This is a genomic window from Balneola vulgaris DSM 17893 (genome assembly GCF_000375465.1).
In the GTDB taxonomy this organism is placed as follows: domain Bacteria; phylum Bacteroidota; class Rhodothermia; order Balneolales; family Balneolaceae; genus Balneola; species Balneola vulgaris.
The window spans coordinates 54,597-75,729 of the sequence record NZ_AQXH01000008.1; the positions used below are offsets into that span (position 1 = coordinate 54,597).

Here is a 21,133-nt window from a genome sequence, read left to right on the forward strand (position 1 = left end):
GAGTTTGGTTTTAAGTCTGAATTCTGTTTAATAAAGATGAAGGTAAGAAATTATGAATGTGTATTGGAGTACTGAGGAACAAAAAATGAGATTGCATGTGTGAGTCATTTCGCAATGCCGTCTATTTCCTTGTGAACCAACCGTTTGTATCCTACCTTCCGTTAACCAACGCTTATTTATTATGGCACTTTCAATCCCTTCCATCGATCAGATCATCAAAGGTGCGAGCAGCACTATAAAACGCTTTCCTCTGCCAATTCTTGCAGGATTTATGTTTTCCATGTTGAGTGTGTACGGCATTGAGGTTATAGAAACCGACCCCCTTGCATACGCTTGGCTCATGAATGCCATATTCTGTTCGGCCTTGGGTATCTCCTGGTTCCTTGCTTTAGACCTGCTCATTGAATCTCGAACATGGACAACCCCCATTAAATGGGGAGTACGATTAGGGGGAGTTTTATTGCTCTTAGCCTATTACTTCAGCATTGAAGGCATGTTGGTTGACGACACCTACGAAGCACTTACACGATTTGGGTTGTTGGTGTTGACTTCTCATTTGTTTGTGGCAATTGCTGCTTTCTTAAATGAAAGCGAAATGGATCAGTTTTGGGAGTTTAACAAACAGTTGTTTCTCTCCATCTTGCTATCGGTACTGTATACGGGGGTGCTTTTTGTTGGGCTCACAGTCGCACTTTTATCGATTGATAACTTATTAGGCTTCGACATCAAAGATAAATTTTATGCACAGTTATGGGTGTGCATGTTAGGGATATTCAATACCCTACTATTCCTGTCAAAAGTGCCTAAAGTGGAAGATGTCACCATGATTAGCTACCCCAAAGCATTGAAAGTATTCGTGCAGTATGTACTCATCCCCTTGGTAACTACATACATACTGATTCTATACATGTATCTCTTCAAAATATTGATGCAGTGGGAGCTCCCCAATGGATGGGTGGCGTATCTGGTACTTAGTTTTTCCATTGCAGGAATACTTTCGTTGTTGTTGCTATACCCCATTCAGGAGCAAAAAGACCAGACTTGGATAAAGCTCTATGGACGAGGTTTTTATTTTGGACTCATTCCGTTATCAGGACTTCTAGTGCTGTCTATTTGGGTGCGAATCTCAGAGTATGGGGTCACCATCAATCGCTATTTAGTAGCCACCTTAGCGGTGTGGCTCATTGGGCATATACTGTACAACCTCATCAGTCATAAAAAGAACATAAAAGTAATTCCTTTTAGCTTGGCACTTATAGCCTTTTTGGTGGGTTGGGGACCGCTCGGTGCCTTTGAGGTGTCGGAGCGCAATCAATTAGGTCGGTTATCCGCTTACCTTGAGGAATATAATTATCTCAATGATCAAGGTGTTGCCGTGGATGGTGACGCCGAAATCCCATTCGAAGATCGCAAAGAACTTACTTCTATTACGGGCTACCTCATCGAGAACCATGGCTTGCAATCTCTTCAGCCGCTATTCAATAAAGAAATGAATGAGTTGGTTGATAGCGATTACCCCTATGTGCAAAACGAAGAAATCTTAGCTCATATCGGTATAGAAGCAGTGAGTAGATATGAAACGGTTGAGCTTCAATCATCTAAAGGCTTTGATTATAGTGCTAAGAACGATGAAGTAATACCGGTGGAAGGGGCGAGTTATTTAATTCCGGCCAAGTTGCTGAATACGAATTTCCCAACCAAAGAAATTGGAGCTTACATCCTTCAGCTCGAAGATGATCGCCAAAGCTTGAAGCTTCGCCATACAGAAGAGGATTGGGAAGTAGTGTTTAATTTGAAAGAAACTTTAGATACGCTATCTCGAAAAGGACGCAGTCGAAGTGATCTTAATCCTGAAGAACTTCGGATGACGATGACCGCACCGAACGGGCAAGTTTCGCTGATGATTTCAAGTATAGGCGGAACACTAAATGACAATGACTATATCATCAATTATATTAATTTCAGTCTATTAATCTACGAGAGTCCATGAAACACCACTCTACTTCGAGTACAAAAACATACCCCTTTTGGCTGAAAAGCACGGTAACCCTCGCCGGGATATCCCTATTGTTTGTGATACTTAGCTACGGCAAATTCATTCTGATGCCCCTTGCTTTCGCGGCATTCATATCTATGCTGTTAAGTCCTGTTGTAAATAAACTAGAGAGCTGGAAACTAGGAAGGGCGCTCAGCATCCTACTTACCATTCTATTAGTGTTGGTGATTTTTGCGGGCATCGTATCGTTGATATCGGCACAGTTTGTTCAGTTTGCAGAACGAGTGCCTGAAGTAACCGAACGGCTTAAAACCGTAACCGCCGATGGGATTGAGTATCTAGAGAACACCGTTGGTATTTCACAGGAGCAAAGAACCAATTACTTAGAACAAGGGCTAAGCAATCTCATCGATAAAAGTGGGCAGTATGTTGGCTCGGTAGTAAGTGCTACCACTAGTGCATTTACCTTAATGTCGCTCTTACCCATTTTTGTGTTCTTCATGCTGTACTACAAAGAAATGTATATCACCTTCTTTCAAAAGCTGTTTGATCGAAAGAAGCAGCAATCGGGCATCGATGAAGTACTCGATAATGTTCAAGATGTCACCCAGAACTACTTAGTAGGTATGCTAACGGTCATTGGAATTCTAGCCATCTTAAACACCACAGGACTTTTCCTCATTGGATTGGAGCACGCCATTTTCTTTGGAGTGTTTGCCTCATTGCTAGCGGTAATCCCTTATATCGGAATTATCATTGGTGCACTGCCGCCATTACTTTTCGCTTTCTTGTTAGGAGATAGCCTTATTACACCCTTGCTAGTAATTGCCGTTTTTGGAACGGTTCAGTTTCTAGAAGGTAACTTTATTACACCACGTATCGTGGGTTCAAAAGTAGCTATTAACCCGTTTATGGCGATGCTTGCCTTAATCGTTGGGGGCGAATTATGGGGAATTTCAGGAATGATTCTATTCGTGCCGCTGATCGGAATACTTCGTGTGATCTTCGAGCAAGTAGACGGACTCAAGCCTTATGGGTATCTACTGGGTAACCGCATTGAGTACGACAAACCAGAGGGTTAAGTGGACTTAGCTTAGCGAAAATTCTTTTTACCAATGTTGAGTTGGGCACTTACGTGGATGCTCATGTGATAATACTGTCCGTTGGTATTATAACTTTCGGGCTTATTTAACAGATTGCGCAGCGCAAGTTGTAGGGCGAGAGCCCGATCAAACATCCAAGTTTTAGCAGATGCGTTTAACAATCGAATGGGCCGAACCCGAACGGGAGGCCACCCACTTTGAGCCTCTAATTCCTCATATGCATTTATTTTCCGAGCAGAGATATATCTGTAGATTAACTCAAATTGAGCATTGTCATGCATCTTATATTGAAGCACTTGGTTAAAAGAGATCGGCGGACTTTGTTCAAAACGAGATTCAATTTCTCGATCGCTATAGGTTAAAAGATGGGCATTTAACTGAGTACGAGTGTATAGTTTATCAGTCAGAGAGCTTTCAATGCGATAGCGAATATTAGCTAGACCTACCTGTTGGTGATCAGTGAAGGAAGTGGTGGTTTGCAATCGGCGTCCACTAGCAGCAGGAGCGTAGTTCGTCCATGCTGAGCTAAGCCTCCAATAGTGAGTAAAGCTCATTGTAAAGGATGATTGAAATTTTTGAATCTTTCGCTGCTGAACAAAAGACACACTCGACCTGATATTCCGATGCTCAGAATCATCGATTATATCTTGCCCTTGCCTACCTTCTAATGTATACCCAATTTTGTGCTTCCAAAAAGTATAGAGGTTGGCTTGCCTGTTTAAATTGGTGATGGAACTTTCTAAATGAAACCTACGGTCTTGAACATCATGCGTCAATCCTACACTCGACCGCGCATTACCGATCATAGTAGTGAGCTTAGTTGAAGGAGTGAGTTCATTATGTACCCATGAAACTTGCCAATTTGCGATCTCTAAATCCTGATCATTTATTTGGTCTTCCCATCGTTGATATTTGAGCTCTCCTACTATGTAATTTCGAGTATTCAGTGAAATATGTGCAGCTGAATGAGTACCAATCTGCTCTATTTCTTGTGAAGGGGAAGGAGCTCCTGTTAAGCTATCACTATCCGACCAACTGAAATGAGTGTTGAAGGATTTTAAACGAGAGGTGTTATTAGGCCGATATTGAAAGCCTGATTGGAAATGATATTGCTCAAATGGTGTTTCAATGCCAGCTATGGGGTCCCAAATGTAGTTTGATTCAATGCCTCGGAAAGTACTAAAGATATTCAACGAACCTGTAGTGAGTGAAAAGCGGTTTTGAAGATGGATGTAGTTATAAACATTACGCTGTAGATAGCTATTGCCGTCATTGTTCCTAAGCAGCGTTCGATTGAATAAGGTCGCATTACGGGTATCATCGTAAACATAGAAGTTAGAACGAGAATATCGATCTCTGCTAAGAAGAAGAGTGCTTTTAAATGAATTAGGAAGCCAAAGATCAATCTTTTCAATATAGTTTATAGCCTCCACATTCGAGGAGTTTAACTCAGAGGAGGTGTGGGGGCCTGGATCGTTAATCTCATTAACTAAGCCTTTTTGATATCCAATGGTAGAACGTTTTTGCTTGAGGTAAATATGTATCGCTCCAGAAGGAGTATGGTAACCCTGATGATATAGCTCTCTAATAATTGTAACCGAATCGATAGCATTAAAGGAAAGATTGGGTAGCATAAAACTACGCTTACCCAAAACATCGGTGGCTTGAAGCACCCCATCTATAAATACTAACGGGAATTCATTGTTGTGGCTGAGGGAAGGTTCGCCAAGCACGTCGAATGTGCTAAGGTCATAGCTATCAAAAGGGATGTTGGCGTTACTGAAAATCCATTCTGCTAAACTGTAATAGGGTGAAATGGATTGATTAGGTTTGAGTACCAAATCATGACTTTGTGCTTGAGTCCAATTAGGCGTGATGCTAAAGCACAGAAGGAAACCGAATAGAGCATAAAGCTTTTTCATACTTGCTCCCCTAATCAATAAAAGATTGAATATGATTAGGCAAGTGGAGTCTATACCGAACTCCTAATCCGAGATGCAAAATATGCTGACGCTCGTAGTTAAAAACTTTTGCGTACTGGAAGTGTGCAAATAGCGCAAGTTTACCCAAACGAATGGTAGGTTCAAGAATAGAAGTGAAATACAACTCCCGTTCATCAGAGTTACTGGTAAAGGCATCGCCTATAAGCCATGTTTTTTGAATGCCTACACCCAACATAGTAGAAAGCGAAAAGATTTTTTCCTCACCAAAAATATAGCCGAAAGTTGCCGCATAGTTCGTCGACTCAAGCAAAGCGTACGGCTCACCTTTGGGCTCATAGTCGAAATAAGCAACATTCAAACCAACGTGTCCTACATAAAATGGAGTGGTGAGAGATGCCCCATAGCTCTGAGTTAAATCCCATCTATTCGCGTAACTGTTATCCTGTAGATAAGGCTGAGTGGTTTGAACTCCGATATCAATATACTCAAAGGCTTGGGCGTGGATGGTTGATTGAACACCAAGAAGTACAAAAATTAGGGTAATAAAAGTTTTTGGGGTGACTTCCCCCCACGATGGTAATGTCATATTCAACGGTGCGATAAAAGTAAGGCAAGTTTATGGAATTGCTCATCGAAGTCCAATGCTTTTGAGATGCTTAAATACAAAAGGTGAATGGTCATGTAGTTGCCACTCACCTTTCAATTATTTAGTTGTCCTTTTTTTTCTTCTTAGACCATTGATCGATAACTACGGGTATAAAAAATATAGCTAACGCAATTGCGCTAATGATTATAGATCCTAAATCAATTTCCATTTCACACAAATTTTGAGTTAATATAAGTATCCCTACAGCATGGATGGCCAGAGGGATGGGTGGATATGAGATGTTCTAATGGGTGAGTTAGAAATGGAAATGGAAGGGATATATCAATCGGTAGGTTGAAGAACTTATATTAAGTAGTGAGGAGCTTTTGAAACAGGCAGAAAGACGGTTGGACTGTCCATTACTTTTAGAAGCATCATTTTGAAGAGAATCGAGGTTCTTCGTGGATCTAACTTCAAGTTGGCTATTGGAATAATCAACACTTGATTCCCCTAGGTGGCTAAACAATACATACTCAATATGTGTAGGCGCTTTTTTACCAGGTATAGATGGAGCTTGAATCTTCGCGTCTTCATGATGCACGGCACCTAGGGTGTTGGTACTATCGTTGCACACTTGAGTACCAAGAGCTACAAAAGTAAAAAGTGCTATGACGGTTAGTAAAGGGCGCAAAGTAATGGGTATGGCTAAGCTAGAATTATGCGGTTTGCGATTTCTTTGTGAGTAGATCTCTTATTTCAGATACCTCATCTTTATCGGATAGAATTAACAACTTGTCTTGAACTTCAATTACCGTGGAACCTTTGGGTACAATAAATTTTCCATCTCGGTTGATGAGGGTAATTAATACATTTTCAGCTAAGCCTAAATCAAGTATTTGTTTGCCCACAGCAAAATCACCATTGGAAACACGAACTTCTTTAAGCGCAGCTTTAGTGTCTATCGTAGGTTCTAGTTCAATGGGGTAGCGAGTTTTTTCATAAAGGGGTTCATCCAATTTCAAGAGTCGGGCAGCAAGTGGGATGGTAGGACCTTGAATTAATACAGAGGTAACCACTACAAAGAAGATGATACTAAAGAATAACTCTGCGTGCTCCATGCCAGCAACTAAGGGGAAAGTTGCCATGATGATTGGAACAGCACCACGTAGACCCACCCAAGATAACAACGCCTTAGATTTTATATTGAAGCGAGTGAACATCAGACTTAAAAATACACTAATTGGGCGCCCAATGAAGATAAGTACCAATGCAATAATCATCCCTTCAGGAGCAACTTTAAGAATTTGATTTGGAAATACTACTAAGCCCAAGGTTAAAAACATACAAATTTGCATAAGCCACCCGATGCCATCAAAAAAGTTCAACAGGCTTCGTTTATGAACAAATGTTGAGTTTCCTAATACTAATCCAGCAAGGTAAACCGCTAAAAAACCACTACCGCTTAGCAAATCTGTACATGCATAGATAAGGGGAACAAAAGACAGTGATAGTACAGGATATAATCCATCATAGGTTAAATTGGACCGGTTTATAATCCAATTAATAGCCTTCCCAAATAGAATTCCAAGAACCGCACCAATTACCATTTGCTTCACAAATAGAAGCAATAAAGACAAGCTTGACATATCTGGAATTGTAAGGAATTGAATAAGGCCTATGGTTAAGAAAATGGCCATAGGGTCATTGGTGCCTGATTCAAATTCAATAAGTTCTCGTAGGCGATATTTGAACCCAATGGAATGCGATCTTAGTACCGAAAACACAGCTGCAGCATCGGTAGAAGAAACTATAGCTCCAAAAAGAATTCCTTCAAGGATGCTTACATTTAGAATAAGAGATACCAAATACCCAACAATCAAAGAACTAAGTAGAACGCCAAAAGTAGAAAGAAGGAGGCCAGGTCCTATGATAGGTTTAACCTTTCGCCATTTGGTATCAAGACCGCCAGAAAATAGAATATAGATAAGAGCGATAATACCTAGTTGCTGGGCAAGTTCATAGTCTTCAAAATAAACGACCCCTATGCCATCCGAGCCAAATATCATCCCTATGCCAAGAAAAATGAGCAGGGAAGGGATGCCATACTTCACCGATAACTTGCTGGAAAAGATACTCACCAGCAGTAACAAGGCACCTAGTAATAAATAGATTGAAACAATCACTATAGGTTAGATATAAGGCAAGAAATTGGTAATTCTAAACATCGAAAATATACGAAGCCAAAAAATTACATCTATGTTAAAGTGAGTATTAGTTGGGTTCATTCTCGGAGTAGAAGAGATACTTACAAACCTACCTTCCTTCAAAGTAAGCGCGGACTTCGTCGGCGGATTTGGTGTTAAGCACTCGTTCTTTTTCGAATTTGCCTTTGCGGGCAATACGCACGCCGTATTTCATAACATCAATCCCGTCGATGCTATGCGCATCAGGGTTAACGGAAGTCATCAACCCCACCTCTTTGGCTTTGTTTCCAAACTTCCAATCTAAGTCGAGGCGCCATGGGTTCGCATTGATCTCAATAGCGGTATTGTGTTCTGCGGCAAGGGTAATCAATTCATTTAAATCGATATCGCTTTCGTTACGCTTTAGCAAGAGTCGACCCGTTGGGTGACCAATCATACGTGTATATGGGTTTTTGATAGCTTGCCTGAAGCGCTCCATCATCTTGGCATGAGGCATTTCCAGCGATTGGTGTACACTGGCAATAATGAAATCAAAACCAGCTAGGATATCGTCCTCATAATCGAGGCTACCGTCAGCAAGGATATCAGACTCAATACCTTTAAATACCACAAAATTAGTACCCGCTTCCTTGAATTCAGCATTCAATGCATCAATTTCGTCCCACTGTCTTTTTACATCGTCGGCGCTAAGTCCACCAGCATAAGCAGCCGTTTTAGAGTGGTCGGTGATGCCCAGATATTCGTAACCTCGCGCTATACAAGCTTCGGCCATCTCACGAATCGAGAACTTGCCATCACTCCAAGTACTATGGGCATGGATCACCCCTTTGATATCGGCTTCGGTGACTAATTCTAGCGTTTCTTGTTCTTCAAATATCTCAAACTCACCACGGTCTTCGCGGAGCTCTGGTGGCACGAAGTTCAGATCTAGCATCTTGTAGATGTCGGCTTCGGACTCGTAAGGTTGTGGAGCATCAAAATCCGTTTCACCGTCTGCAGTGAGTTTATAGAGACCATACTCATTCAGGCTCATGCCCCGTTCACGTGCTCTCGAGCGCATCACCACATTATGCTCTTTACTGCCTGTGAAGTACATGAGCGCAGCTGCAAAGTTCTCTGGTTTAACAATGCGAAGATCAACCTGTCGGCCTTCATCTGTACGTACTGAGCTTTTGGTGTCGCCTTTGCCAAGCACTTCGGTCACACGCTCATGGGAGGTAAAAACCTCAAACAGGGAAGCGATGTATTGTTCTTCCGCGGCAATAAGGATGTCGATATCACCAATTGTTTCTTTGGCTCTTCGTAGTGAACCTGCTACTTCGATTTTCTGAACGCCTTCCAAATCTTTAAGGCTATCATAGATCGCCTCAGCAATAACCGTAGCTTCATCTAAACGGCAACGCTCATCGAACTTTTCCATCCATTCAATCGATTTCCGAATTTTTTCAGCAGACTTACCTCCTAATCCCGGAAGCTTTGCAAGCTCGCCACTATCAATAAGTTGTTTGAGTTCTTCTACCTCTGTAATGCCAAATTCTTTATGGATTTTGAGAATGTTCTTAGGTCCCAAGCCTGAAATTTCGGTCCATTTAATCAGCCCTGAAGGCACTTTTTCTTGAAAGGCTTCGAGTACGGGCATGGTGCCTGTTTCCGCATAGGCGTAGATGTCTTCCGCTATCGATTTCCCAATTCCTTTGATGTCCGTAATGGTTTTGCTTTCAATGTAGGTGTTGATGTCGTCGTTGAGCCCTTCTACCGTTTGGGCGGCACGATCGAAAGCGATGGCTTTGAAACGGTTTTCACCAGCTAATTGCATCAACTGAAATACTTCACGGAGTTTGGCGGCTACATCTCTATTGGTAGGCATGGAATTCGAATCTAAATTTTCTTTTCGGGGATAATACGAGGAATGCGAACCATTTTGTAGTTCAAGCATCAGCTATTTCCATTTTTAGCTCCCCGTAAAACTTCCTTAAAACGGTTGTTCGTTCGCTTGGTAAGCTGTAAAATCCATGAACGTAAAATTTTGAGGTATGATTAAGAACATCGCACTTTTGGGGATTGTGGCATTTGTTGCCTGTGCACCATCAGAAACAGAGAAAGTAGAATATAAAACCGACGTTCAAGCGGTGTTAAACGATTGGCATAATGCAGCTGCTGAAGCCGATTTCGAGCGCTATTTTGGGCATTTCGAAAATGAACATTCCATTTTTATGGGCACCGACGCCACCGAGCGTTGGAACCTGACCGAGTTTAAAGAATTCAGTAAGCCTTATTTCGACAGAGGACGTGCTTGGAGTTTCACTCCCGTTTCACGCTATGTGTATCTCTCTGAAAACGGCAAAATAGCTTGGTTCGACGAAAAACTGTCTACTCCAAATCTTGGGCCAAGTCGCGGAACCGGCGTAATGGTATTGAAGGATGGTAACTGGAAAATCGCCCATTACAATTTAACAGTACCGATCCCTAACGCTATTGTAGGCGATGTGGTTGAACAAATTGAAGAAGAACTTACTAAGTAATAACCCTTAGGTGGCGCAAAGCCGATCTTTGCCGTCATCTCTAATATCAAATCATTAAACAATGAAAAAACGCATTCTAACTCTTCTGCTTCTGCTGATGGTGTCGGCTACAGCGTTTGCTCAATTGAAGTCGCCAGAGGAATTTCTTGGCTACGAATTGGGTGAGCAATGGACCCCTCACTACAAAGTGCATGCTTATTTTATGCATGTTGCAGAAAATTCGGATCTAGTAACCTATAGACAATATGGTAGCACCTATGAAGGCCGAGAGCTTTCAACTGTAGTGGTTACTACTACGGCAAATCACAACCGATTAGAAGAAATTCGAACAAACAACTTAAAACGAACGGGCTTAATGGAAGGCGAGCCAACAGCCGACAAAACCCCCATCGTTTGGTTGAGTTATAACGTTCATGGAAATGAGACTTCTTCAAGTGAAGCCGCACTTAAAACCATTTATGAACTTGTTACAAATAGGCAACAGTGGTTGCAAGATGTAGTGGTAATCATGGATCCAATGATTAACCCTGATGGTCGCGACCGCTACGTTAACTGGTACAAAACCAAAAAAGGCGCTCAGTTTAATGCCAACCCAGAAACGTGGGAGCATAATGAGCCATGGCCTGGCGGACGTACCAATCACTATTACTTCGATTTAAACCGTGATTGGGCGTGGCAAACTCAGAAAGAGTCTAGAGCTCGAATTCAGTGGTACCAGCAGTGGATGCCTCACGTACATGTGGATTTCCACGAACAAGGCGTAAATAGCCCATATTTCTTTGCACCCGCAGCACGACCACTTCATAATGTTATTTCTGAATGGCAACGCGAATACCAATACATCATTGGTAAAAACCATGCGAAGTATTTCGACCGTGAAGGCTGGTTATACTTTACAAAGGAATCGTTTGACTTATTCTACCCTAGCTATGGTGATACTTGGCCAACATACAACGGCGCAATTGGTATGACTTACGAGCAAGCTGGTGGTGGCCGTGCTGGTTTAGGTATCCGTACCGCAGAAGGTGATACCTTAAGCTTATTAGACCGTTTAACGCACCATTACACTACAGGTTTATCAACGGTAGAGATTACGGCGATTAACAAAGACCGTGTGATCGATGAGTTCGCTTCTTATTTCTCAGAAGCAAAAGAAAATGGATCAGGTGATTATAAATCGTTTGTAGTTAAGAGAAATAGCAACCCAGATAAAGTAGCTAGTTTACTGCAGTATCTGATGGCACAGAACATCGAGTTTGGTCAGGCTACAAAAAGTGCACGACTAGATGGCTATGACTTCAGCGATGGCTCAACAGGCCGTGTAAATATTGAGGAAGGTGATTACGTAATTACTACGTATCAGCCACAAGGTAATTTAGTACGTGTGTTATTCGAGCCAAAGCCTGAGCTAGAAGACTCGCTTACTTATGATATTACTTCTTGGGAGCTACATTATGCTTATGGCGTAGACGGCTATGCGGTAAAAGGTGCGGTTGAAGCAGGTCCTGTTCAAGAAACAACTACCCCGGTTGTATCCGCAAATGTAAATCGCCCTTATGCGTATTTAGCAAAGTGGAATTCTATTGATGACCTAAAATACCTTTCAGCTCTTCTTAAAGAAGGTGTAAAAGTGAGATATGCGGAAGTTCCTTTTGAGTTAGATGGCAAGAAGTATGATTCTGGAACATTGATTATCACTCGAAGAGGAAACGAAAATTTAGGTTCCAACTTTGATAGCATTGTTAAAAACACAGCCGATAACTTTGGGCGTGTGTTAACCCCAGCAACAACGGGCTTTGTAGATTCTGGTAAGGACTTCGGTTCTTCATCTGTGCGCTATATCAAAGCACCTAAAGTGGGTATCATTGCGGGTGAAGGCACAAGTTCACAGATGGTAGGTCATATTTGGCATTTCTTTGATCGTCAGATTGAGTACCCATTGAACCTAATTAACCGCGACGATCTATCTTTTATCGATTGGCATGAGTACGATGTGCTGATTATGCCATCGGGTTCATATAACAGTGTATTTGATGAGCGTGGCCTAGATCAATTGAAAGATTGGATTCGTGGTGGCGGTAAGCTTATTGCCGTAGAAGGAGCGAATGGCTTCTTAGCAGGCAAGAGCGGATTCGGCTTAAAAATGAAGCGCACAGAGCGTGAAGAAGCGAGCGATGAAGACAAGCTTGTTAAATATGCAGAAGCGCGTCGCCTATCGGCTTCAGGCCTAAATGCTGGTTCAATCTTCAAGTTAGATATGGACAACACCCACCCATTAGCCTTCGGTTATGGCGATTCTTATATGTCGCTAAAGCTTGGCTCTCGTGGCTATGAGTTCCTCGACAATGGCTGGAATGTAGGTGTGGCTAAAGAAGGTGCTCATCGTAGTGGCTTTGTAGGTACGGATGCCGTGAAAGCTTTAGAGAATACACTTTCATTTGGTGTGCAAAGAATGGGCTCAGGTCGTGTGGTGTACATGATTGATAACCCAATGTTCAGAGCGTTCTGGCACAATGGTAAGCTGCTATTCGGAAACGCAGTGTTCCTAGTAGGTAACTAAGTAAACTAAGATTAAACCCGGTGGAGGATTCCCATGAATGATGAAAAAATTGTTTGTGAAACACCAACGCCGGGTAAAAATTCCACTCGAATTGATAAATGGAAATACGAGGCCGTACGTAAGGCCATACTTAAAGTAGTTCCAACAGAAGGGCCGGGTATACTGTTTAAAGAACTCCCTCAGTATTTAGAGGGAGTTTTAACAGACGAAGAATTGGAGAACCTGGGTTCTCTCATGTGGTATACCACCACCGTGAAACTAGATATGGAAGCAAAAGGGGAGCTTATTAGGCTAAAAGGAAGTCCCCAACGGTTAATTCGAAGCTAATTCAGCCTCACTAGCTATATAACCAAATGAAGCCCAATTGCCGGCATCATACACGCCACGCCAAACTTCTTTAGCTCTTTCTTCACGACCATTGATATGGTGCCAAAAACCGATACCGTATCCAACCGTGGCATTACTTAAGGCATCAGCCTGACCTTCCTCTAAGATTTTATCCGCATCAAAAACTCCTTTGAATACCAACAGCAATTTGTGGTAGTCATCGTTTTCAATCACTTCTAAATCTTCTTCAATACCTTGGATTACTTGTCCAGCTAGTTCATCCTGTCCATGCTTTCTCAAAGTCATGTAGTACCAGTATTGAGTAGCCACCTTCATGTCGTTGTTCTTACTGGCTTCTATACATTTCTCATAAGCATTTTGAGCTTTTTCATACTGCCCAGTTACATAGTAGGCCAAGCCCAAGTGATACCAAATGTTGGTATGAAGAGTACTGGTAGGCTGATTTAGAGCATTCGGTAAACCATCTTGCTCAATGATATCATCCGTGCCTTCAATTAGTTCAGCGGCTTTTTCAAAATCCTGAATAGCGGCATCGAATTGGCGCGTAGATAAATAGCGGTGTCCACGGTGCCGATATAGTGCAGCGTTGTTAGGATTCTGCTCAATCTCTTTATCTAACAGGGTAATGGCATCGCGATATTCCCCTTGATATCCAAGTAATCGTGCATCCCAGATAGCAGCCTCAACAGGAGTGTTATTGTCCATAGCCACTTGCTTTAAGCTATCGATGCGAACAATCAGACGGTTCGGGAGGTCTCGGACGGTGTTGGTTTTTAACGTGTCGCCCAGTAAGGAAATGGCTTGAACATCATTAGGGAGTGTGGTTTCCATATTCGGATTTTGGCACGCCACGGCACCCAATAACAAGAATGGTAGTAGTCTTTTCATAGAAGATAAATGATTAATGTTTGGGCTCTAATATATTAGCTCAAAGTTGTAAGTCCAACGTGAGTTCATTGCCATCTCTCAATACAGTGATGGTAGTCTTTTGTCCCTTCTCAAGCTTGTTTAGCATGCTCATGTAGGCATAAATATCATCAAGGTCTTCTCCACCAATTTTGATAATGATATCGCCGCCTTGAACCCCGGCTAGCTCTGCTGCACGATCTTTGGTAACACCCGTAATTTTCATGCCTTTGCCATCATAGCCGTAATCGGGTAACACCCCTAAAGTTGGTCCTTCAAGCCGCATAGTTTGGCGTTGCTCTCCTGGGGCTTCTTGAAAGGCTAGTTGTTCTTTTTGGATGCTATCTAAGTATTCAATGACTCGTTTTATATGGTGTAATATAAGTGCTTCCCCTTCCGCATTGATGTAATCGGTATCATCCGAAGGTTTGTGGTAATCAGCATGGGTATCTGTAAAGTAGTGCAGAACGGGGATGTTTTTATAGTAGAAGCTAGTGTGATCACTCGCGCCCGTTCCGTCTTTCACCAAATTCAAACTCAATGAATCGGTATTAGCCACTTCCATAATTTCAGGCCAATCTTCGGCTGTTCCCATACCAAAAATGAGGAGTTTATTGTTACTCATTCGCCCAATCATATCCATATTGATCATGGCTAAGGCGTTATCGAGGGGTATGGTTGGCGACTCAACGTAATGGGCAGAGCCGAGAAGTCCCATCTCTTCACCAGAGAATGCGATGAACAGAATATCTTTAGTTGGTTTGTTGGCAGCGAAGTAGTTCGCAAGCTCAAGCAGTCCAGCCGTTCCTGAGGCGTTATCATCGGCACCGTTGTGAATGCGTGGCTCGCCACGGTATAAGGAACCATGATCACCCAGGCCTAAATGATCGTAATGGGCACCAATCACGATGTATTCATCACCGCCTCCGGTTCCCTGTAAATAGCCTACTACATTTTTGGAAAGTCTTTTTTCGCCTTCACTGTCTTCGGTTGCATGTGGGTTATTGAGAACGGCCGTGTTAATGGTGAAGGTCTGAAAGTAAGTCTCATTATCACCGGCAGGTTCAAGTCCGAAATCGCGGAAGTAATCGGCTATATAATTCGCTGCTGTGGCTTCGTGAAGGGTACCAGCCTCTCGGCCTTGCAGGGAGTCGGAAGCTAAAAAGGTAATATGATCAAGGATGTCTTGGGTTTGAATCTCAGGATTCATCTTCGGCACAGTCGATGAAGTACAACTAATGAGTAAGCCAAGAATAGTAACTGAGAGTAAAGTGCGAAATATCATAGTGCTTCCAACTTTTAAAGTGAATTCAACAATAGTGCGAAAGTAAGAGAAATTTATGTGTTTTTGATGAAATACTGCTTAATTTTAGCCCACTGGTTAGGGGTGTCCGAACTTTTTGGGAGGACTGAGATTATACCCTAGTACCTGATCCGGATAATACCGGCGGAGGAAAACCTGATGCTAATCTCTCCAATGTTTTGATAACATTGGATAAGGCGCTTGTGGCCCTCCTCCTATTTATAATGCTAAAATTCAAATTGGAGGACGATGATTCGACCATTCAACCTTAAACTGTGTATTACAGTTTTAATTCTATTACTCACACAAATGTCGGCTATTGCACAAACTGTGCGTGGACGTGTTGTGGATGCTAAAAATAAAACAGCCTTGCAAGGCGCTACTATTCGCCAAGCGGAAACCTCACGAGGAGCTGTATCTCAACTCGATGGTTCTTTCGAGTTTACCTTGTCGGATGATGGGGCCAAAGAACTCATCATCACTTATGTGGGCTACAAGGATCGCCTCGTTCGTGTAACAGGTGATCAGGAATCTATGCTTATTCTTATGGTTCCTGAAACATATATCGGTGAAGAAATTTTTGTAGAGGCAACGCGTGTAGATGATTCAACACCGGTAACCTACACCAATCTCACTAAAGCGGATATTGAAGAGAAAAACCTTGGGCAAGATGTGCCATACCTATTGAACATGGCTCCATCTACGGTAGTTACTTCAGATGCTGGTGCGGGAATTGGTTACACCGGAATTCGTATTCGTGGCGTTGACCCTGCTCGTATCAATGTTACCATCAACGGTATTCCTGTTAATGATGCTGAATCGCATGGTACTTTTTGGGTTGACCTTCCTGATATTGCATCGAGTGTTCAAAACATTCAAGTGCAGCGTGGAGTGGGAACCTCAACCAATGGCGCGGGTTCATTTGGAGGCTCTATCAACCTTCAAACAAGCAATAACAGCTTAGACCCATTCGCTGAAATCAATACAGGCGTGGGTTCATTCGATACGCGAAAAGCAAATATCCTACTAGGTTCAGGCCTAATGAAAAATGGATGGAGCTTCGAAGGTCGACTATCGAAGATTCTGTCAGAAGGATATATCGATCGTGCTTCTGCCGACCTATACTCTTTCTATCTATCTGGTTCAAAAAGAGGGGACCGAAGCCTTCTAAAAACGGATGTGTTCTCAGGAAAAGAAAGAACTTACCAAGCTTGGTATGGTGTATCTGAAGCAAACATTGAATCGGGTAACCGCACCTTCAATGAAGCTGGTACAGAAAAGGCAGGCGAGCCGTACGAAAATCAAGTAGACAACTATCGCCAAGACTACTATCAGTTACATTACTCTTATCGCCTACAGGATAACTGGAACCTCAATGCATCGTTGCACTACACCAAAGGGCAAGGATACTATGAAGAGTACAAAGCCGATGAAGACTTAGCAGACTACGGTATCACCGTTGCGGATGCAGGCGATCCTTCCTCTTCTGATTTAATCCGTCGCCGCTGGTTAGATAATGACTTTTACGGAACCGTATTCTCTTCAACCTACACTCATTCTGAAGTGTGGAACCTAACTGTAGGTGGTGGTTTAAACCGTTATGATGGTGGACACTTTGGCGAAGTAATTTGGGCTCGTTATGCGGGTAACAGTGAATTCGAAGAAGAGTACTATAACAACGATGCCGTTAAAACGGATTTCAACATGTACGCTAAAGGGCAGTATTACCTATCGGATGCTGTAAATGCTTATTTAGACCTTCAAGTACGAACCATCAATTATGAATTTGATGGAGTGGATATCCAAAATGGATCGGTAGTAAATATTCGTGATAACGATAAGCTGACTTTCTTCAATCCTAAGTTTGGGTTGAACTATATGCTGGATGAAGGCAAAAGAGTATTCGCTTCGTTTGGAGTGGCAAGCAAAGAACCAACGCGTTCTGAGTATGTAGAATCTTCTCAAAACAGCCGCCCAGATCCTGAAACCTTATATAATGTGGAAACGGGTTACCGTGGCGACTACGATACGTTTTTTGTGGGCGCTTATGGTTACGCTATGATCTATGACGACCAACTTATCCTAACAGGTGAAGTGAATGATGTAGGTGGGTATATCCGTCAGAACGTACCAAATAGCTACCGTTTGGGTATTGAGCTGGAAGGGGGAGTTTCTCTTTCACCTGTACTAAGTTGGGCAGCGAATGCTACCATCAGCAAAAACAAAATCGAAGCATTTACTGAGTACATCGACGACTACGACAACGGTGGACAAGTAGCTACTGAATTCGAAGATACCGACATTGCTTTCTCTCCGAATTTTATAGCGAACTCGATGTTTGCATATAGCTCAAATGGTTTTGATGCTGAACTCACTACTAAATATGTGTCGAAGCAATATTTGGACAACACACAGAATGAAGCTCGTGCTATCGATGCCTACCTCGTGAATGATATTCGTTTAGGCTATAGCTTCACCAACATTGAGTTTGCAAAAGCAATTACTGCGACTCTTAAAATCAACAACGTGTTGGATAAAGAGTACGAAACCAATGGCTATACCTATGGCTTTATTGCTGGTGGAGAGCAACGTTTCAATTACTACTACCCTCAAGCAGGTAGAAACTTCCTGTTTCAAGTAAAATGGGAATTCTAAAGAAGCTCCATCTTCTTTAGGAATAGCCTATGGTGATAATACATGGGCATAAAAAAAGGGAGCCAGTCATCAGGCTCCCTTTATTATTTAAACAATGTGTGAACAGCTTATTTCACAGTAATTGGAATAGCAGCCATTGTTGTTCCCCAATGCAAATTCAGATGCGCTTTGGTATCTGAAAGAGTATCGAAATAAATACTGAAGCGCTCCATCATCGGTGCATCATTGCTTGTAACAGCCGCTTCAACACGAATTACATCTTGAGACATATCGTACTGTGTTCCCCAGCTTAATTTTTTGTTGAGGATGAAAGTCCATTTGTCGCCAGGGATGCTGTATAAAGAATAGGTGCCTGCAGCAACTTCTTTGTCACCAAACATTACATCGCTTGAGAATGTAATAGCCGCTGATTCATTCGCTCCTGTTCTCCAAACTTTGCCAGCTGGCGCTAAGCTTGATAGTGCTCTGCCTTTTAAGCCTGGGCGGCCATAGGTTACTGCAACTGTAGTAGATCCGATATCTTGGCTTACAGCGGCATTAGGGCTTGGGCGATTGCCTTTACCTCGTTCTTGTGCAATCGAAAATTCAGTTGTTAAAAGTACCGCAACAAAAAGAAGTGTACCTAATTTGAATAGTGTTTTCATAATGGTAATGGTTAGTGAGGATTAATCGTTAGGGAATAAACTTTTATCAATGCCCGGTATAATCTTTAAGGCATTTTTGTAATACACTTTTTTCAACACTTCGTCAGGTAGATTCAATCCATACATCTTCCAAAAAGCATGGCGTTTTCGGAAGTAATCGAAGTATTCATCTTTGCTTTCCAGCACTCTAAAGTAGGTATGAAATTCAACAGGGCGATAAGTGTCTTTACCAAAGAGTAAGCGATCCTGATATTTCACAAAAAAGTCGTGAGCGAAACGAGGCTGTCTACCTAATTCTGCAATTACAGCCGCAATCTCTGTATATACATTAGGGAATTCATCTAGATGTTTGCCTAATCTCTCCAAGTCGTTTGCCATCCAACCTAAGTGCGCGTTAATAAAAGTGGTGTTAGGGTGTTTTCTGAATACATTCCATTGCTCACTCATAACTACTTCCCAGCTAGGGAAACGAGTGCTATCACCACGATGGCGACTTGGGAAGTTTTTCATTTCAATCCAGCGCTCATTTTTTTCGTCGATGGGAGCCCAGAAAACAGCTGGCTCGCCAGTATGAATAAGCACAGGAATACCTAATTCTCCAGCTTTGGCCCAAACGGGGTCAATACGAGGGTCATCTGTTGAGATCCTATTGCCTTTCGAATCCAATGCCGTAAGGCCAAGGTTTTTGAATATCTTTATACCACGCGCACCATTCTTATAATCTTCTTCTAACTGCTTTACGGTTCGCTCTGTCCAATCGGGATCGTCGATGCCTTCAAAGTCTATATTGGCAAATACTACAAAACGACCCGGCGCCAGTTTCTTGGCATTATCTACCATACTCTTTAATTGCTCCCCAGAACGACCACTTAGATTCACTAAAACACGCATATTCAGCGCGTCCATTTCAGCAGCGGTCTTGGTTAAGTCCATAGTGCCCATTCGCCATAAATGGCTGTGTACATCAATAAAGGGGAATTTAGCACGTGTAATCTCTTCACCAGGTACAACCAATGTAGAGGTAGGATTGTACTCTTCAAAGGTCATCGTAGTATCAACCACCTGTGCTGATACAATTACATTTCCAATAAATAGAAAGGGTAGGAGGAGTAAAAGTAATTTTCTCTTCATAATGTGTATATACAATTAGATGAGTTCGAATGTACCCATCAAAAAAATAACTACAAAACGTAGCTGCATACAATTAACAAAAAAGCCAATAGGCGGTTAACCTATCAGCTTTGGAGTTGAGGGAGTTATTGAGAGCTTTTTAAGAGGTGCTTAAACTCTTTTTTAAATTTCTTCACCTTGGGTGCAATTACATACGAACAGTAACCCGCATTCGGATTGTTTTCGAAATAATTCTGGTGATAGTTCTCGGCTACATAGTAGTTTTTAAGCGGCTCGATAGTCGTAACGATTGGATCGTCCCATAGTCCCGAGGCATCCGTTTTCTTTAGCGACTTCTCTGCAATGGCTTTTTGTTCTTCATTGTGGAAGAAGATAGCAGACCTGTATTGTTCACCTACATCATTCCCTTGGCGGTTGAGTGTGGTTGGGTCGTGGGTATGCCATAACACTTCTAAAAGCTCTTCATAGCTGATAACAGAAGGATCGAAATGAATGCGAGCTACTTCAACATGCCCGGTATTGCCAGAAGTTACTTGGCGATAGCTAGGGTCTTCAACATGTCCACCCGAATATCCAGATTCAACGTGCTCCACGCCTTCAACAAGTTCATAGATGGCTTCAACACACCAAAAACAGCCCGCGCCAAAAGTAGCTTTCTCTAATTTTTTATCCATTGTCTGTGCAAATGTTAAGGATGAAAGGCTCATAAAAAGCCCAAATAAAATAAATTTCTTAAACATAATTGATTCCAAGTTAAGTAAGTGGATTCATAGAACGTGTAATCTCTTAGTTCAGTATCACACGTGTTCAACACCATTAAGGTGATGAATCATTTCATTATTACGAACAAATATTCACTGTTAGTAGATACGAAAAGTTGAGCGAAGCAGATGTGAATAGCTCTTAAAAAATATCCTTCTGGAAGTTTGAATCTAATAGAGGGAAAGGATGCTTTTTTATAAATCTAATGCTATCTTTGGCGCCTACTTCAGCTCACGTGGCGGAATTGGTAGACGCGCACGCTTGAGGGGCGTGTGGGAGAAATCCCGTGGAGGTTCGACTCCTCTCGTGAGCACATTTGCAAAGCCTGTTTCATTTTTGGAACGGGCTTTTTTTATTGAGGGAGAAGTCATTTTGAAAAAAAACTTAAGGATTATTGGCGGAACCTGCCTGCCTGCCGGCAGGTTGGTAGACGCGCACGCTTGAGGGGCGTGTCGGGGAAATCCCGTGAG

At 42.3% G+C, this 21,133-nt stretch carries 16 protein-coding genes, 1 tRNA gene and 1 riboswitch; of the genes, 7 read left to right on the forward strand and 10 right to left on the reverse strand.

The annotated features are described in order from the left end of the window. Positions 1 to 181: 181 nt before the first annotated feature. Positions 182 to 1,990 (forward strand): DUF4153 domain-containing protein, encoded by a 1,809-nt coding sequence (locus B155_RS13475; protein ID WP_018128504.1) that lies wholly within the window; start codon positions 182 to 184, stop codon positions 1,988 to 1,990. Next, complete coding sequence (locus B155_RS0111980) at positions 1,987 to 3,078, forward strand: AI-2E family transporter (RefSeq protein WP_018128505.1); 1,092 nt, start codon at positions 1,987 to 1,989, stop codon at positions 3,076 to 3,078. The genes B155_RS13475 and B155_RS0111980 overlap by 4 nt, the downstream gene beginning before the upstream one ends. Before the next feature lie 11 nt (positions 3,079 to 3,089). On the opposite strand, the gene B155_RS0111985 is transcribed toward B155_RS0111980, so the two are convergent. From B155_RS0111985 to polX, 5 genes are all read right to left on the reverse strand, one after another. Continuing rightward, a complete protein-coding gene (locus B155_RS0111985) occupies positions 3,090 to 5,021 on the reverse strand; it encodes a hypothetical protein (protein ID WP_018128506.1) in 1,932 nt (643 codons plus the stop codon). 10 nt (positions 5,022 to 5,031) lie between these two features. Then, complete coding sequence (locus B155_RS0111990; RefSeq protein ID WP_018128507.1) at positions 5,032 to 5,628, reverse strand: hypothetical protein; 597 nt, start codon at positions 5,626 to 5,628, stop codon at positions 5,032 to 5,034. A 316-nt stretch (positions 5,629 to 5,944) separates the two neighbouring features. After that, positions 5,945 to 6,319: a hypothetical protein gene (locus tag B155_RS0112000; RefSeq protein WP_018128509.1), complete on the reverse strand. Its 375-nt coding sequence runs from the start codon at positions 6,317 to 6,319 to the stop codon at positions 5,945 to 5,947. Between the two features lie 25 nt (positions 6,320 to 6,344). Then, a complete protein-coding gene (locus B155_RS0112005; RefSeq protein WP_018128510.1) occupies positions 6,345 to 7,811 on the reverse strand; it encodes a potassium/proton antiporter in 1,467 nt (488 codons plus the stop codon). A gap of 130 nt (positions 7,812 to 7,941) precedes the next feature. Next, complete coding sequence (gene polX / locus B155_RS0112010) at positions 7,942 to 9,768, reverse strand: DNA polymerase/3'-5' exonuclease PolX (RefSeq protein WP_018128511.1); 1,827 nt, start codon at positions 9,766 to 9,768, stop codon at positions 7,942 to 7,944. A gap of 97 nt (positions 9,769 to 9,865) precedes the next feature. Here polX and B155_RS0112015 point away from each other — a divergent pair, with 97 nt between their 5' ends. The 3 genes from B155_RS0112015 (at position 9,866) to B155_RS0112025 (ending at position 13,241) form a co-directional block, all read left to right on the forward strand. Continuing rightward, positions 9,866 to 10,354, forward strand: a complete 489-nt coding sequence (locus tag B155_RS0112015; RefSeq protein WP_018128512.1) for a nuclear transport factor 2 family protein — start codon at positions 9,866 to 9,868, stop codon at positions 10,352 to 10,354. Between the two features lie 61 nt (positions 10,355 to 10,415). Beyond that, positions 10,416 to 12,914, forward strand: coding sequence for a M14 family metallopeptidase (locus B155_RS0112020; protein WP_026167346.1), 2,499 nt, complete (start codon positions 10,416 to 10,418; stop codon positions 12,912 to 12,914). Between the two features lie 33 nt (positions 12,915 to 12,947). Beyond that, positions 12,948 to 13,241 carry a DUF6958 family protein gene (locus B155_RS0112025; RefSeq protein ID WP_018128514.1) on the forward strand — a complete coding sequence of 98 codons (294 nt, stop codon included), beginning with the start codon at positions 12,948 to 12,950 and terminating at the stop codon, positions 13,239 to 13,241. On the opposite strand, the gene B155_RS0112030 is transcribed toward B155_RS0112025, so the two are convergent. Continuing rightward, positions 13,227 to 14,150: a tetratricopeptide repeat protein gene (locus tag B155_RS0112030; protein ID WP_240386287.1), complete on the reverse strand. Its 924-nt coding sequence runs from the start codon at positions 14,148 to 14,150 to the stop codon at positions 13,227 to 13,229. The two genes, B155_RS0112025 and B155_RS0112030, sit on opposite strands and share 15 nt — an antisense overlap. A 40-nt stretch (positions 14,151 to 14,190) precedes the next feature. Continuing rightward, complete coding sequence (locus B155_RS0112035) at positions 14,191 to 15,453, reverse strand: M28 family peptidase (RefSeq protein WP_018128516.1); 1,263 nt, start codon at positions 15,451 to 15,453, stop codon at positions 14,191 to 14,193. Between the two features lie 88 nt (positions 15,454 to 15,541). Beyond that, positions 15,542 to 15,641, forward strand: a riboswitch (TPP riboswitch). 79 nt (positions 15,642 to 15,720) lie between these two features. Here B155_RS0112035 and B155_RS0112040 point away from each other — a divergent pair. After that, positions 15,721 to 18,126 (forward strand): TonB-dependent receptor, encoded by a 2,406-nt coding sequence (locus B155_RS0112040; RefSeq protein ID WP_071594827.1) that lies wholly within the window; start codon positions 15,721 to 15,723, stop codon positions 18,124 to 18,126. Positions 18,127 to 18,233: 107 nt separating this feature from the next. Here B155_RS0112040 and B155_RS0112045 read toward each other — a convergent pair whose 3' ends face one another. From B155_RS0112045 to msrA, 3 genes are all read right to left on the reverse strand, one after another. Beyond that, on the reverse strand, positions 18,234 to 18,770 hold the full coding sequence (locus B155_RS0112045) for a DUF2911 domain-containing protein (RefSeq protein WP_018128518.1): 537 nt from the start codon (positions 18,768 to 18,770) through the stop codon (positions 18,234 to 18,236). A 21-nt stretch (positions 18,771 to 18,791) separates the two neighbouring features. Next, positions 18,792 to 19,901, reverse strand: a complete 1,110-nt coding sequence (locus tag B155_RS0112050) for an amidohydrolase family protein (protein ID WP_018128519.1) — start codon at positions 19,899 to 19,901, stop codon at positions 18,792 to 18,794. A 125-nt stretch (positions 19,902 to 20,026) separates the two neighbouring features. Next, positions 20,027 to 20,575: a peptide-methionine (S)-S-oxide reductase MsrA gene (gene msrA / locus B155_RS0112055; protein WP_040368562.1), complete on the reverse strand. Its 549-nt coding sequence runs from the start codon at positions 20,573 to 20,575 to the stop codon at positions 20,027 to 20,029. 317 nt (positions 20,576 to 20,892) lie between these two features. Between msrA and B155_RS0112060 the strand changes: the two genes are divergently transcribed. After that, positions 20,893 to 20,976: transfer RNA gene (locus B155_RS0112060), tRNA-Leu, on the forward strand. Positions 20,977 to 21,133: the final 157 nt, after the last annotated feature.

What these genes read in the sequence shown, in the direction of transcription:
- B155_RS0112015 (WP_018128512.1), top strand. Translation starts at nt 9,866, where the DNA reads ATGATTAAGAACATCGCACTTTTGGGGATTGTGGCATTTGTTGCCTGT.
- B155_RS0111985 (WP_018128506.1), bottom strand. Translation starts at nt 5,021, where the DNA reads ATGAAAAAGCTTTATGCTCTATTCGGTTTCCTTCTGTGCTTTAGCATC.
- msrA (WP_040368562.1), bottom strand. Translation starts at nt 20,575, where the DNA reads ATGGATAAAAAATTAGAGAAAGCTACTTTTGGCGCGGGCTGTTTTTGG.
- B155_RS0111990 (WP_018128507.1), bottom strand. Translation starts at nt 5,628, where the DNA reads ATGACATTACCATCGTGGGGGGAAGTCACCCCAAAAACTTTTATTACC.
- B155_RS0112045 (WP_018128518.1), bottom strand. Translation starts at nt 18,770, where the DNA reads ATGAAAACACTATTCAAATTAGGTACACTTCTTTTTGTTGCGGTACTT.
- B155_RS0112025 (WP_018128514.1), top strand. Translation starts at nt 12,948, where the DNA reads ATGAATGATGAAAAAATTGTTTGTGAAACACCAACGCCGGGTAAAAAT.
- B155_RS0111980 (WP_018128505.1), top strand. Translation starts at nt 1,987, where the DNA reads ATGAAACACCACTCTACTTCGAGTACAAAAACATACCCCTTTTGGCTG.
- polX (WP_018128511.1), bottom strand. Translation starts at nt 9,768, where the DNA reads ATGCTTGAACTACAAAATGGTTCGCATTCCTCGTATTATCCCCGAAAA.
- B155_RS0112020 (WP_026167346.1), top strand. Translation starts at nt 10,416, where the DNA reads ATGAAAAAACGCATTCTAACTCTTCTGCTTCTGCTGATGGTGTCGGCT.
- B155_RS0112030 (WP_240386287.1), bottom strand. Translation starts at nt 14,150, where the DNA reads ATGAAAAGACTACTACCATTCTTGTTATTGGGTGCCGTGGCGTGCCAA.
- B155_RS0112050 (WP_018128519.1), bottom strand. Translation starts at nt 19,901, where the DNA reads ATGAAGAGAAAATTACTTTTACTCCTCCTACCCTTTCTATTTATTGGA.
- B155_RS0112035 (WP_018128516.1), bottom strand. Translation starts at nt 15,453, where the DNA reads ATGATATTTCGCACTTTACTCTCAGTTACTATTCTTGGCTTACTCATT.
- B155_RS0112040 (WP_071594827.1), top strand. Translation starts at nt 15,721, where the DNA reads ATGATTCGACCATTCAACCTTAAACTGTGTATTACAGTTTTAATTCTA.
- B155_RS13475 (WP_018128504.1), top strand. Translation starts at nt 182, where the DNA reads ATGGCACTTTCAATCCCTTCCATCGATCAGATCATCAAAGGTGCGAGC.